Below are 13,019 nucleotides of genomic sequence, written 5' to 3'. Positions count from 1 at the left end.
GAGAGGGCCGGCCGTATGCGTTATGTGAGCAACCTGCCCTACGCGACAACGGAAGAGGAACACGTCGCCGTCCCCATGTCCGACGGCGTCCGTCTGTCGGCCCGGATCTGGCGTCCCGTCTCCTCCGACGCGGAACCGGTGCCGGCCGTGCTGGAGTACATCCCGTACCGCAAGCGCGACCTGTCCTCGGTGCGCGACTCCGTCCATCACCCCTACATCGCCGGTCACGGCTACGCCTGCGTCCGTGTCGACCTGCGGGGCACCGGCGAGTCCGAAGGGGTCCTGGCGGACGAGTACCTGGAACGGGAACAGAGCGACGCCGAGGAGATCCTCGCGTGGCTGTCGGAGCAGCCCTGGTGCGACGGGAGCACCGGCATGATGGGCATCTCCTGGGGCGCGTTCGCAGCGCTCCAGGTCGCCGCCCGCCGGCCGCCGAGCCTGCGCGCCGTCGTCATCGCGTCCTTCACCGACGACCGGTACGCGGACGACATGCACTACATGGGTGGTGCGCTGCTGTCGGACAACCTGGCGGAAGCCGGCACGATGTTCGCCTACGCCACCTGCCCGCCGGACCCCGCCGTCGTCGGCGAGCGCTGGCGCGAGATGTGGCAGGAGCGCCTGGAGAACACCCGCCCGTGGGCGCTGGAGTGGCTGCGCCACCAGCGCCGCGACGCGTACTGGCGGCACGCCTCGGTCTGCGAGGACTACCAGGCGGTACGCTGCCCCGTCCTGGCCTCCAGCGGCTGGGCGGACGGCTATTCCAACGCGGTGACGCGTCTGCTGGCGAACCTGGACGTGCCGCGCAAGGGTCTGATCGGTCCGTGGTCGCACAAGTACCCTCACCTCGGCGAGCCGGGCCCTGCCATCGGCTATCTGCAAGAGGTCGTCGCCTGGTGGGACCACTGGCTCAAGGGCGTCGACAACGGGGTCATGGACGGGCCGATGCTCCGGGCCTGGATGCAGGACAGCGTGCCGCCCTCCACCTCTTACGAGTCCCGGCCCGGCCGCTGGGTGGGCGAACCCGCCTGGCCCTCTCCGCACGTCCGGCCGACCGCCCATCCCCTCAGCCGGCACCGCATCGGCGCCCCCGGTGAGGCCGCGTCGGGCAAGGACGCCCTGACCGTGCAGTCGCCGCTGTCCGTCGGGCAGTTCGCCGGCAAGTGGGCCTCGTACAACGCCCCGCCGGATCTTCCCTACGACCAGCGGGAGGAGGACGGCGGCTCACTGGTCTTCGAGACCGACGCGCTCACCGAGCGCGTCGAGATCCTCGGCTCTCCCACCGTCGAACTGGACCTGTCGGTCAGCGAACCGGTCGCCATGGTCGCCGCGCGACTGTCGGACGTGGCCCCTGACGGCAGCGCCACCCGCGTCACCTACGGCCTGCTCAACCTCACGCATCGCGAGGGTACGGGCGTGCCGGAGCCGCTGGAACCCGGCGCCCGCTACCGCGCCACCGTCCAACTCAACGGCGTCGCCCAGGCCTTCCCGCCCGGTCACCGCATCCGGCTGTCGCTGTCCACCTCCTACTGGCCGCTCGCCTGGGCACCGCCCCGACCGGTGCTGCTGAGCGTGTACGAAGGCACCAGCAGCCTGACGCTGCCGCTGCGACCGGACGACGCGCCCGACGGCCTGTCCACGCGTCCGTTCGGCGAGCCCGAGGGCACGGCCCCCCTCACCACCACCCGGCTGACACCCCCCGAGCAGCGCTGGGAGGTCACCCGGGATCTGGTCGGCTACCGGTCGGCGCTCGAGATCGTCAAGGACCGCGGCATGGTGCGCTACGACGACATCGGCCTCGACGTGGGCCTGCGGGCGTACGAGAAGTACAGCGCGGTCGCCGACGACTTCACGTCGGTCGGCGGGGAAAGCGCCTGGACCATGCGCTTCCGCCGGGACGACTGGGACGTACGCGTGGAGACCCGCACCGAACTGACGTCGAGCGAGACCGAGTTCTTCATCGACGCCACCCTGGACGGCTTCGAGAACGACCGCCGGGTCTTCTCCCGTACGTGGAACGAGACACTGCCCCGCGACCACCTGTGAGGGAACCGGGCGAGGGAACACCTCTGGTGGGGCCGCGGCGGGCCGGGGGCGGGACGGGCATCGGCGACGGGCCGGGGTCGGGACGGGCATCGGCGACGGGCCGGGGGCGGCCCGCGGGAGAGCGCTCGCCCAGGCGCCCGCCCGTCCCACCCCCCGTCGCCACCGTCAGGCCTGCGCCGCCCGCCGCCACGCCGCCTCGCGCAGGAGCCGCAGGCCGTTGAGACCCACCAGCACGGTGGAGCCCTCGTGGCCGGCGACCCCGAGCGGCAACGGCAGGTGCCAGGCCAGGTCCCAGACCACCAGCACGCCGATGCACACGGACGCGATCACAAGGTTCTGTACGACGAGCCGGCGGGCACGCCGCGACAGCGCCACGACGGCGGGAACCGCGGCCGCCTCGTCGCGCACCACCACGGCGTCCGCGCTCTCCAGGGCCAGGTCGGAGCCCGCCCGGCCCATCGCGACACCCGCGGTCGCGGCGGCCAGCGCGGGCGCGTCGTTGACGCCGTCACCGACGACGAGCACCCTGTCGCCCGCCCGTTCCCACTCCTGTACCGCCGCGACCTTGTCCTGCGGCAGCAGCGCGGCCCGTACGTCGGTGATGCCGACCTCACCCGCCACCCGGGCCGCAGCCCGCGGGTTGTCGCCCGTGAGCAGTGTGGGTCCCGCGCCGGTGAGACGGGTGAGGGCCGCGACGGCCTCCGGGGCGCCGTGCCTGAGCCGGTCCTCGACGGCCAGCACGGCGACGGGTTCCCCGTCCACCTCCACCACGACGGCCGTCCGGCCGTCGGCCTCCGTCGCCGTGGCCTCCGCGCTGTCGCCGGTGAGCAGGGCGGCGGGGCTGCCGACGCGCACCGCACGGCCGGAGACGTGCGCGGAAACGCCGCGCCCCGGAGCCGACTCGAACTGCCGCGCCTCCGGGAGCCGCAGGCCGCGTTCGCGTGCCGCCGTGACCACGGCACGGCCGAGCGGGTGCTCGCTGTGGTGTTCGGCCGCCGCCGCGAGTGTCAGCACCGTGTCCTCGTCGAGGCCGCCGGCGGTCAGCAGACGTACCTCCGCGACGCGTGGCGCCCCTTCGGTGAGCGTGCCGGTCTTGTCGAGCGCGACGCGGGTGACGGAGGCCAACGACTCCATGGCCACGGCCGATTTGACGAGGACTCCGTGGCGTCCGGCGTTGGCGATCGCGGACAGCAGCGGGGGCATGGTGGCCAGCACGACGGCGCAGGGCGAAGCGACGATCATGAACGTCATGGCCCGCAGCAGCGTGCTGGTGAAGTCGGCGCCGAAGGCGAGCGGCACGGCCAGCAGCGCGAGGGTGGCGACCACGACCCCTGTGGAGTACCGCTGTTCGATCTTCTCGATGAACAGCTGGGTGGGCGCCTTGGTGGCACTGGCCTCCTCGACCATCGCCACGATCCGGGCGATCACGGACCCGGCCGCGTCCGCGTCGACGCGGACGCGCAGCGAACCGGTGCCGTTGAGGGTGCCGGCGAAGACGGTGTGGCCGGCGAAGCGGTCGACGGGGAGCGGTTCGCCGGTGATCGTCGCCTGGTCGACCTCGCTGGCGCCCTCGAGCACGGTCCCGTCGGCGGGCAGACGCTCTCCGGGCCGCACCAGAACGGTGTCCCCCACCCGCAGGGCGGAGACGGGGACGATCTCCTCCGCGCCGTCCGACAGGCGCAGGGCCTGTGCCGGGGCGAGGTCGAGCAGGCCGCTGACCGAGTCGGCGGTGCGGCGGGTGGCGAGCGCCTCCAGCGCGCCCGACACGGCGAAGATGACGATCAGCAGCCCGCCGTCGAGGAACTGCCCGATGGCCGCGGCCCCGACGGCGGCCACGACCATCAGCAGGTCGACGTCGAGGGTCTTCTCGCGCAGGGCCCGTAGCCCTTCCAGACCGGGCTCCCAGCCGCCGGCCGCGTAGCAGAGGGCGTAGAGCGGGCCCCAGGCCCAGGCCGGTGCGCCGCCGAGGTCGAGCGGCAGGGCGCACAGGAACGCGACGGCGGACAGCGCCGCCCAGCGGACCTCGGGGAGCGCGAACAGCCGGGTGCGCCGTCGGTCCGGTGCCGCCCCGGGCGTCGCTGCGGGCCGCGCGGTGGTGGCGTCACGCACCGGCGTGGCGGTCGGGGACGTCGGCGACGTCGGAGGAACCATCGGGAGCACACCTCTTCTTCGGGTTCCGGGCACGGGGTGGGGGCGGGCGGAACCCGACCACCATAGCGGAACACATGAAGAGGTCTTCATCCATTGCTTTCTCCGCGCGGTTACGATGTGCACCATGGGACACGGAGTCAGCGGCGGGACCACCCCGGCCGCACATCTGGACGCGGACTCCGCGGCGACCATCGCCGCCACCCTGCAGGCCCTCGCGACGCCTTCCCGCCTCATGATCCTCACGCGACTGCGCCAAGGTCCGTGCGGAGTGACCGAGCTCGCCGAGGCGGTCGAGATGGAGCAGTCCGCCGTCTCCCATCAGCTACGGCTGCTGCGGGCGCTCAGCCTGGTCTCTGGCACCCGTCAGGGGCGGCGGATCGAGTACAGCCTCTACGACAACCACGTCGCCCAGCTGCTCGACGAGGCCGTCTACCACATCGAGCACCTTCGGCTGGGCACCCGTGACGTGCCGGAGCCGGCCGACAGCGAGTAGGCGGCGCGGCAAGCCGTCGCCACGCGAGGCGCCACACGCTCTGCGCCCGTTCACGGCCGGGACGGCGGTCCGGCCCATCGGCCCCCTTGAAGTGGCAGGGCCACAGGGCCGCTCCTAGCGTCGTTCCCGTCGAGGTGCACGTCCCGACATCCGCGGAACCTCCGCGCGACTGCCCTCGGGAACCCGGAGAACCGACCATGCGCGCCATACCGCTCGCGTTCCTGCCCCTCGCCGGTGCCGTCGCGCTCCTCACCCCCGTCGCGGCGGCCCACGCGGAGGAGGGCGGCGGCGTCACCTCGTTCGCGTTCTCCGTCTCCCCCTCGACCGTCGAGCCGGGCGGCACGGTCACCCTCGCCGCCACCGATTGCCCGGCCAAGAAGGTCACCATGTCGTCGGAGGTCTTCGACACGGTCACCGTCCACGACGGGCGCCCCGCCACGGCGAAGGTCGACAAGGACGCCGAGCCGGGCGCGGAGTACGAGGTGACCTTCGACTGCAAGGGCGAGAAGGGTCATGCCCCGCTCACCATCGCGGCGGGCTCCGGTGGTACCCACCGGCCCGGGACGGTGAAGCCGGGCGGCGGGGCCCACGCCGGGAGCGGCGGCAGTTTCACCGACCCGGGTCCCGCAAGGTCGGTCGCCGGCTGGACACTTGTCGCCTGCGCGCTCGGCGGGGGCGTGTACCTCCTGCGGCGCCGTTCGGGCGAGGGCGCCTGAAGGGGACGCAGCCCATGTCGCCGCCGCCGTCGAAGCGCGGTCCCTGGTGCACGCTCCTGTGTGTCCTGCTGTTCGGCGTGTTCCTCGTGGGCAACGGCACCGGCGGGCCGTACGGCGGTCCGCCCCAGCCGTCCTCGTCGGCCGCTTCCGCCGTGCCCCTCGGGCCGGCCGGGTCCCGCGGGTCCCCTGAGCCGGCCGCGTCCGCCGCGTCCGCGGCGCGGCACGCCTCGGCGGCGCTGCCACCCGCTCCGGAGCCGCTGCCGCGCTCAGCGCCGCGCCGTGTCTCCGTACCCGCGGCAGGCATCGACGCGCCCCTGACACCCGTCGGGCTCGACGGGAACGGCTGGGTGAGCGTGCCGCCGGCCACGCGGGACGACCTGGTCGGCTGGTACTCCGGCGCTGCGACGCCCGGGGAGCGCGGCACCTCGGTCCTCGTCGGCCATGTCGACGACGAGGCAGGACCGGCCGTCTTCTATCCGGTCGGCTCGCTGACGCGCGGTACGCGGGTGGAGGTGCTGCGCGAGGACGGGCGCACAGCGGAGTTCGCGGTGTACGCGGTCGAGGTCTTCGACCTGCGGGACTTCCCTGCCGAGGAGGTGTACGCGGACACGGCGGAGGCGGAGATCCGGCTGCTCACCTGCGGCGGAAGGTACACGCAGGGCGGCGGTTACGAGGGGAACGTGGTCGTCTTCGGGCGGCTGGTGGCGGTTCGCTGACCCGCCGTCCGGAACGGGCCGTGCCGGACCGTCGCGGTCGGTGACGCCCGCCGCGGGCCGTGCCGGACCGTCGCGGTCGGTGACGCCCGCCTCGGCGCGACGGCCTGACGCCGTTGCGGCTCCGCGATTCCGGTCGGCGGTTCCATGGGCGTGGCCGCCACAGGCGGAAACGCCCATGGAACCGCCGCTGCGGAGGCTGTCCCCGGCCACGGCCCCACCCGTTGTGTGCCCGGCGCCATCTCGGGTAACCGGAGCCCGTGGACCCGTCAGGAGGTGGACCCGATGAGCAATTTCCATCGCACGGCCACGGACGAGCCGGTCGGTGAGCTGGTCAGCCGTGCCTCGCAGCAGATCTCGCAGCTGGTGCGGGAAGAGATGCAGCTGGCCAGAACCGAGATGAGTGAGAAGGGCAAACGGTTCGGCATGGGCGGCGGGCTGTTCGGAGGCGCCGGCCTGGTCACGGTCCTCGCCCTGCAGGCGCTGGTCGCCACGGCGATCATCGCGCTCGCGCTGGTCCTGCCGTGGTGGGCGGCGGCACTGATCGTCACCGGGGCGCTGTTCCTGATCGCCGCGATCCTCGGCGCGGCCGGGAAGAAGAGCATTCGGCGGGCCGGCCCGCCCAAGCCCCAGGAAACGATCAGCAGCGTGCAGCGCGACGTCCGCGAGATCAAGGAAAGGGCACACCGATGAACACTCCCCCGCAAGGCAGCAGCAGGGACCCGAGCGCCCTCTCGGCCGACGAACTGCGCACGCAGATCCAGCACACCCGCGACGAACTCGGCGAAACGGTGGAGGCGCTCGCAGCCAAGGCCGACGTCAAGAGCCGGGCCAAGGAGACCGCCGCGGGCGTGAAGGACAAGGTGGGGCTCAAGGCCGGCCGCGCCAAGGAGCAGGTGGCCGCCGGCGCGGCCGCGGTGGGCGACACGATCCGGGACAAGACCCCTCACCCGCGCCATGAGCACCACGCCGCACACGCGGCACGCGACGACAACACGAAGCTCCTCGCCGGAGCGGGAGCGGGAGTCGCCCTGGCCCTTGTTCTCCTGATGCTGGTCAGGCACAGGAGGCACCGATGAAGGCTTCGAAGGTCTTCTACAAGCCCGTCGGTCTGGCGATCGGTGCCGCGAGCGGCGCCCTGGCGGGAGCGGTGTTCGGCCAGGTATGGAAGAAGCTGGGCCACGACGAGGACGCGCCGGACGCGACCGACGAGGACCGCGGCTGGCGGGAGGTGCTGCTCGCCGCGACACTGCAGGGCGCGATCTTCGCTGTCGTCAAGGCTGCCGTCGACCGCAGTGGTGCCGTCGCCACGAAACGCCTCACCGGCGCCTGGCCCGGCTGACACGCCGTCGCCGACCCACTCCCGTCCCACTCCACTTCCGTCCCACTGCACTCCCCCTCCGGGCACCGGCCCGGGCGCCGCGGACATCGGCGCCCCGGGCCGGTGCGCTCTTTTCGTGTCCACGGGAGGGCGCGTGGTCGGGTGGAACCTGCCGCCAAGACGGAGCGCAGGGTGGAGGAGGGCAGGGGCATGCCGAGGCGCCGAGCATGCCGAAAAGAGCGCCGGCGCGAGGGCATTCGGCCGTGAGGGCATTCGGTTGATTGTCTTCCGCGAATACGGATACACGGGCCATATGACCCGTTTTGCGAACCTGCGGCATCGCCACGAAGAAGCCGAAGCCTCCCGTCACGAGGCCGACCGTGCCACCGACACGGGACCGCAGCCCGCTGCCGGCACGGATCGAGAGCCCGGTCCCGGGCGGGATGTGGAGCGCAACGCCCCGGACAAGCCGACCGACATGCCCAAGAGGTCCTTCGGACAAGTGCTGCGGGGGACGCTCAAGGAGTTCAAGGACGACGAACTCACCGACCGCGCGGCCGCCCTGACGTACTACGGCATTCTGGCGCTGTTCCCGGCCCTGCTGGTGCTCGTCTCCCTGCTGGGCATCATGGGCGAGAGCACGACGCAGAAGGTGCTCGACAACATCCAGCAACTCGCACCGGGGCCGGCACGCGACGTCATCACCAACGCCGTCACCCAGCTTCAGGGGAGTTCCAGCACCGGTTCGATCCTGGCCGTCGTCGGCCTGCTCGGCGCCCTGTGGTCCGCGTCCGGCTATGTGGCCGCGTTCATCCGCTCCTCGAACGCCATCTACGACGTCCCGGAAGGCCGTCCCGCGTGGAAGGTGCTGCCGGTGCGACTCGGCGTGACCCTCGCCCTGATGATCATGGCGTGTGTGAGCTCCCTCATCGTCGTCCTCTCCGGAGGCATCGCTCAGCAGCTCGGCACGACGCTCGGCGTCGGGGACACCGCCATGACGGTCTGGACGTACGCCAAGTGGCCGGTGCTCGTCGTGCTGGTCAGCCTCATGGTCGCGCTGCTGTACTGGGCCACACCCAACGCCAAGGTCCACGGCTTCAAATGGATCAGCCCCGGCAGCTTCATCGCCGTGGTGATCTGGCTCGTCGCGTCGGTCGGCTTCGCCTTCTATGTGGCGAACTTCGGCTCGTACAACAAGACGTACGGCACCCTCGCCGGCATCATCATCTTCCTGATCTGGCTGTGGATCACCAATCTGGCGATCCTCCTGGGACTCGAGTTCGACGCGGAGCTCGCCCGCGGACGCGCGCTCGCCGGGGGACACCCGAAGGGTGCCGAGCCCTACGTCGAGCCCCGCGACACCCGCAAGTGGACCGACGAGGACCGACGGCGAATGGGCTGACCCCGCCCACCGGCGGACGGGGTCGACCACGGGGGCCGGCCCGACGACGGAGACCGGCCCGACGACGGGGACCGCGTGACATCCACGGTCCCCGGCCGACCCCGCCTTCACATCCCCTGCGTCGCGGTGCGGTGCCGTGCCCCGCCGTCCGGTCACGATCCGTCGGCCTCCACGATCCGCCACCTGCCGACCTCCTGGTACCGCGAGTCGTAGACGGCCGACCCGTCACCCGGTTTCAGCGCGTAGTGGTTCAGGTTCCCACCCCAGTAACGGAGGATGCGGCCCAGCTCGCCCGCGGTTTCCTCCGCGGGCCGCCCGGCGTCCACCTCGACTTCCAGAACGAACTTCACGTCCCTTGTCTCCCCTCACTGAACTGTTCGGCCCGCCGGCGGCGGGCCGGCCTGCGGTATCAATTGTTTCATTCAAGTGCTATGTGAGACTTTGAGGACGGTCACCGCAGATCAGCTCGTCGATATGCCTGACAAGTCTCAAACAGTGGTGAGGCGTCACAGTGATCTGTCGGGCGCGGCAGCCGAGGGGGTGGTGGTGACGTGGCGAACCGCCTGCGGGCCGTCGACCTCGCGCGGACGGCCGGCATCTCGGTCCAGCAGGTCCGCAACTACGTGGACACGGGGGTTCTGCCACCGGTCGAACGCACCGCCAGTGGGTACCGCGTCTTCACCACCGCGCACGCCGAAGCCCTCGCCACGGCTCGAGCAGCGGCCGCCGGGCACGGCTGGGCCACAACCCGCACCGTCATGCGCGCCGTGCACGACGGCGACCTGGAGACCGCGCTGGCCGCTCTCGACGCCGGTCATGCCCGACTGGACCAGGAACGCGCCGAACTGGCGGCGGTGCACGAGGCCCTGGGCACCGTCCTCGCCCACCCGGCGGCCACCACAGCCACCGCGCCTCCCGGCATGCGCATCGGCGAGGTCGCCCGCTCCGTGGGCGTCCGGCCACCCGTGCTCCGGCTCTGGGAGGCCCATGGTCTCCTGCGACCGGACCGGGAGCCGGGCACGGGGTACCGTGTCTACTCCCGCTCGGAGCTCCACGCCGCACAGATCGTCGCCCTGTTGCGGCGAGGGCACTACCCGTTGGCCACCATCAACGCGGTACTGGGCGAACTCCGGGCCACGGGCAGCCCCGACCGCGTGCTTCGCGAACTGACGAACAGGCGACGGGAGCTCCACCGCCGCAGCCTCGACCGGCTCAAGGCTTCCGCGGCTCTGCATGCCTACCTGCGGTACCTCGGCCACACAGCCTGACGCGTCCGAACCTCAAGTCCGTGCGTACTCGCGCAGGTCGGCCGTCCAGTCCCGCTGCTGGGGGGTGTCGGGGACAGCGAGTCCCCGCGCCTGCTCGAGGCGCTCCCACGCAAGGCCGTGATCGACGCCGTTGAGGACCAGGAGCGCTGCGGCGAGGAGAGAAGCGCGTCCTATGCCGAAGCGGCAGTGAGTGACGACGTGCGCCCCCTCACGAAGGCTCTCCGCGAGCTTCCGCAGCGTCGGCAGGACCGTGGCGAGGTCGGGAACGGTGCGGTCGGGAACAGGAACAGCGACGAACCGCAACCCTGCGTCCGCAGCCGCCCGGGCTTCCAGGGCGAGACCGAGTTCGTCGAGCTCGGCCTGCGTGAGCAGGCACACGAGCACGTCGACACCGGCGGAGCGCAGGGCGCTCATCTCGTCCTCGAGCCAGTCCGCACCCCGGGGCCTGGCCATGGTGCTCAGCCGTCCCGGGCCGGGCAGATCGACGGTGAAGAGACGAGGTCGCACGGCGGAATCACTTTCGTTCGACGGATGGATGAAGCGTGAGCAACAGGGCTCGCTCGTGAATCGGGGAGGACCGGCGGGTGGCCTCGTGAGCGCGCCGAGAAGGCGTGCAGGGCGGTCGTGCGGCGTCGGCGGCGTGCGTAAGGGCCGTTCGGTCGGCCCCGGCGATGAGTTCTGCGTCGGCCGGCGGTCAGAACCGGTACATGGCCGACGATGGAGGCAAAAGTGACTCTGCGAACACTGCTGACCGGACACGGCCTCGTGGAGTCGCCACGATGGCACGGTGACCGGCTCTATTTTTCCGACTGGTCCGCAGGCGAGGTGATCGCCGTGGACCTCGCCGGCCGGAGCGAGACGGTCGCGCGCCTGACGTCACTGCCGCTGTGCACCGCCTTCCTTCCGGACGGGCGGATGCTGCTCGTCTCGTCCCCCGACGGGCTCCTGCTGCGCCGTGAGCCGGACGGGTCGCTGGTCACGCATGCCGAGCTGGGCAGGCGGCCCGGCTGGAACGACATCGTCGTGGACGGGGGCGGGAACGCGTACGTCAACAGCATCGGCTTCGACATGATGGCCGGCGCGCCGTACGAGACTGGTGTCGTCGTCCTGGCGACGCCGGACGGCGCGGTTCGGCAGGTGGCCGACGGCCTCGCCTTCCCCAACGGCATGGCGGTGACCGCCGACGGCTCGACCCTCGTCGTCGCCGAGTCGTACGGCCACAGCCTCGCGGCCTTCGACATCGAGCCCGACGGCGGGCTTTCCGGCCGGCGGGTGTGGGCCGATCTCGGCGAAGGCACCCCGGACGGGATCTGCCTCGATGCCGAGGGCGCCGTCTGGTACGCCGACGTGCCCGGCAAACGGTGCGTACGGGTCGCCGAGGGCGGCCAGGTGCTGCAGACCGTCGAACTGGACCGAGGCGGCTTCGCCTGCACGCTCGGCGGTCCCGACGGCACGACGCTGTTCATCGTCGCGGCGGAATGGAGCAACGGACCGGAGCCGGTCCCGGCGGGCACCGGTCAGGTCCTCGCCACAGAAGTCACCGTACCGGCAGCGGGTCGGCCCTGACACACGATCCGCCCGCGTCCGCGGCTTCCGATGAACCCCGCGACGCCGCTCCAGGCCCGTGCCGGGCGAGGGAGCCCGTGGTCCGAACGCACGCACAGCGTCGGCGCAAGGCCCCCTCGACTCGGGCCCGCGCATCTATTGAAGCGCTTCGACAAGAGGTCTGGACAGTGCCGAACCCGTCGGATTACTGTCTACCCACATCCGAAGTCACCGACGCGGAAGCGCGTTGTCGAAGCGCTTCATCATCTGGAGATCCGATGGTCACCCTCGCCGACGTAGCGCAGCACGCCGGAGTCTCGGCCAGCACCGTCAGCTACGTCCTGAGCGGGAAGCGGACCATCTCCGCGCTCACCCGGGAGCGGGTCGAACGCAGCATCACCGAGCTCGGTTACCACCCCAACGCCGGGGCCCGTGCGCTGGCGAGCAACCGGTCGAACATCATCGCCTTGATGATGCCGCTGCGCATGGACATGTATCTCCCGGTGATGACGGAGATCGCCATCGCGATCGCCACCCACGCCCGCGCTCACGGGTTCGACGTTCTGATGCTCACCAGTGAGGAGGGACCCGAAGCGGTCCACCGGGTCGTGGGCAGCGGGCTGGCCGACGCCATCATCCTCATGGACGTGGAACTGGACGACGCACGGCTCCCGTTGCTCCGCGAGAGCGGCCGGCCGGCCGTGCTCATCGGACTGCCCGCCACGACCACCGGACTGACGTGCGTGGACCTCGACTTCACCGCGACGGGCGCGCTGTGCGCCGAGCATCTGGCCGGGCTCGGTCACCGCGAGATCGCCGTCATCGGAGAGGCGCCCGCCGTCTACGAGCGGCGCACCGGCTTCGCCGAGCGGACCATCGACGGACTGCGCACGCGGGCACGGGCCCTCGGGCTCCAGGTGCTGCACCGCCCCTGCGAGGGCAACTACGCGGCCATGGCCGGCGCCCTCGCCCAGATCTTCTCCGAACGCCCCGACGTCACCGGCTTCGTCGTACAGAACGAGACCGCCGTGGAGCCGCTGCTCGGTCTGTTGCGCCAGCATCGACGGGCCGTGCCGGAAGACATCTCGGTGGTCGCGATCTGCCCGGAACAGGTCGCCGTCCACGCTTCCGTACGGCTCACCTCAGTCGCCATCCCTGCGCGGGACATGGCGAGGCACGCCGTCGAACAGGTCGTCGCCAAGATCGAGGGGCGGGCCGGCGACGAGGTCGTCCTCCTCGAGCCCGAACTCACCGTGCGTGCCAGCAGTGGTCCGGCCCCCGCACCCGCCGCCTGAACCGCCTCGCCTCCCGGCCCTTCCCAACACCGCACCGCACCGCACCGCACAGCCCCAAGACTGACCCTCTGA

At 71.7% G+C, this 13,019-nt stretch carries 14 protein-coding genes; 11 read left to right on the top strand and 3 right to left on the bottom strand.

Annotated elements, in window-relative coordinates; genetic code table 11:
* Positions 1-15: 15 nt before the first annotated feature.
* Positions 16-2,043: a CocE/NonD family hydrolase gene (locus tag AB0K36_RS16050; RefSeq protein ID WP_364593967.1), complete on the top strand. Its 2,028-nt coding sequence runs from the start codon at positions 16-18 to the stop codon at positions 2,041-2,043.
* A gap of 165 nt (positions 2,044-2,208) precedes the next feature.
* Here the strand turns inward: AB0K36_RS16050 and AB0K36_RS16045 are convergent, their stop codons facing one another.
* Positions 2,209-4,194, bottom strand: coding sequence for a heavy metal translocating P-type ATPase (locus tag AB0K36_RS16045; protein ID WP_364593964.1), 1,986 nt, complete (start codon positions 4,192-4,194; stop codon positions 2,209-2,211).
* Positions 4,195-4,318: 124 nt separating this feature from the next.
* Between AB0K36_RS16045 and AB0K36_RS16040 the strand changes: the two genes are divergently transcribed.
* The 7 genes from AB0K36_RS16040 to AB0K36_RS16010 all read left to right on the top strand — a co-directional run bounded on the left by AB0K36_RS16040 (position 4,319) and on the right by AB0K36_RS16010 (position 8,839).
* On the top strand, positions 4,319-4,687 hold the full coding sequence (locus AB0K36_RS16040; RefSeq protein ID WP_159694553.1) for an ArsR/SmtB family transcription factor: 369 nt from the start codon (positions 4,319-4,321) through the stop codon (positions 4,685-4,687).
* Positions 4,688-4,884: 197 nt separating this feature from the next.
* Complete coding sequence (locus AB0K36_RS16035; protein ID WP_364593961.1) at positions 4,885-5,403, top strand: hypothetical protein; 519 nt, start codon at positions 4,885-4,887, stop codon at positions 5,401-5,403.
* 14 nt (positions 5,404-5,417) lie between these two features.
* Positions 5,418-6,119 (top strand): class F sortase, encoded by a 702-nt coding sequence (locus AB0K36_RS16030; RefSeq protein ID WP_364593958.1) that lies wholly within the window; start codon positions 5,418-5,420, stop codon positions 6,117-6,119.
* A 282-nt stretch (positions 6,120-6,401) separates the two neighbouring features.
* Positions 6,402-6,809 carry a phage holin family protein gene (locus tag AB0K36_RS16025; RefSeq protein ID WP_364593956.1) on the top strand — a complete coding sequence of 136 codons (408 nt, stop codon included), beginning with the start codon at positions 6,402-6,404 and terminating at the stop codon, positions 6,807-6,809.
* Positions 6,806-7,195 (top strand): DUF3618 domain-containing protein, encoded by a 390-nt coding sequence (locus AB0K36_RS16020; RefSeq protein WP_364593953.1) that lies wholly within the window; start codon positions 6,806-6,808, stop codon positions 7,193-7,195. Before AB0K36_RS16025 ends, AB0K36_RS16020 begins: the two co-directional genes overlap by 4 nt.
* On the top strand, positions 7,192-7,458 hold the full coding sequence (locus AB0K36_RS16015) for a DUF4235 domain-containing protein (RefSeq protein WP_364593950.1): 267 nt from the start codon (positions 7,192-7,194) through the stop codon (positions 7,456-7,458). The genes AB0K36_RS16020 and AB0K36_RS16015 overlap by 4 nt, the downstream gene beginning before the upstream one ends.
* Before the next feature lie 292 nt (positions 7,459-7,750).
* Entirely contained in the window at positions 7,751-8,839 is a 1,089-nt protein-coding gene (locus tag AB0K36_RS16010) for a YihY/virulence factor BrkB family protein (protein ID WP_364593947.1), read from the top strand.
* Between the two features lie 152 nt (positions 8,840-8,991).
* Here the strand turns inward: AB0K36_RS16010 and AB0K36_RS16005 are convergent, their stop codons facing one another.
* Positions 8,992-9,189: a hypothetical protein gene (locus AB0K36_RS16005; protein ID WP_364593944.1), complete on the bottom strand. Its 198-nt coding sequence runs from the start codon at positions 9,187-9,189 to the stop codon at positions 8,992-8,994.
* 201 nt (positions 9,190-9,390) lie between these two features.
* Here AB0K36_RS16005 and AB0K36_RS16000 point away from each other — a divergent pair, with 201 nt between their 5' ends.
* The gene (locus AB0K36_RS16000; RefSeq protein ID WP_364593941.1) at positions 9,391-10,107 is read left to right on the top strand and encodes a MerR family transcriptional regulator; all 717 of its coding nucleotides are present in this window, start codon (positions 9,391-9,393) and stop codon (positions 10,105-10,107) included.
* Between the two features lie 12 nt (positions 10,108-10,119).
* On the opposite strand, the gene AB0K36_RS15995 is transcribed toward AB0K36_RS16000, so the two are convergent.
* On the bottom strand, positions 10,120-10,614 hold the full coding sequence (locus AB0K36_RS15995) for a protein-tyrosine phosphatase family protein (RefSeq protein ID WP_364593938.1): 495 nt from the start codon (positions 10,612-10,614) through the stop codon (positions 10,120-10,122).
* A gap of 222 nt (positions 10,615-10,836) precedes the next feature.
* On the opposite strand from AB0K36_RS15995, the gene AB0K36_RS15990 reads away from it, so the two are divergent.
* Together AB0K36_RS15990 and AB0K36_RS15985 are read left to right on the top strand one after the other, a co-directional pair.
* Positions 10,837-11,673, top strand: a complete 837-nt coding sequence (locus AB0K36_RS15990) for an SMP-30/gluconolactonase/LRE family protein (protein WP_364593935.1) — start codon at positions 10,837-10,839, stop codon at positions 11,671-11,673.
* A 257-nt stretch (positions 11,674-11,930) separates the two neighbouring features.
* The gene (locus AB0K36_RS15985) at positions 11,931-12,947 is read left to right on the top strand and encodes a LacI family DNA-binding transcriptional regulator (RefSeq protein WP_364593932.1); all 1,017 of its coding nucleotides are present in this window, start codon (positions 11,931-11,933) and stop codon (positions 12,945-12,947) included.
* The last annotated feature ends 72 nt before the right edge of the window (positions 12,948-13,019 follow it).

The organism is Streptomyces kurssanovii, from assembly GCF_040677245.1.
In the GTDB taxonomy this organism is placed as follows: domain Bacteria; phylum Actinomycetota; class Actinomycetes; order Streptomycetales; family Streptomycetaceae; genus Streptomyces; species Streptomyces kurssanovii.
This window is presented reverse-complemented; position numbering and strand designations above follow the sequence as displayed.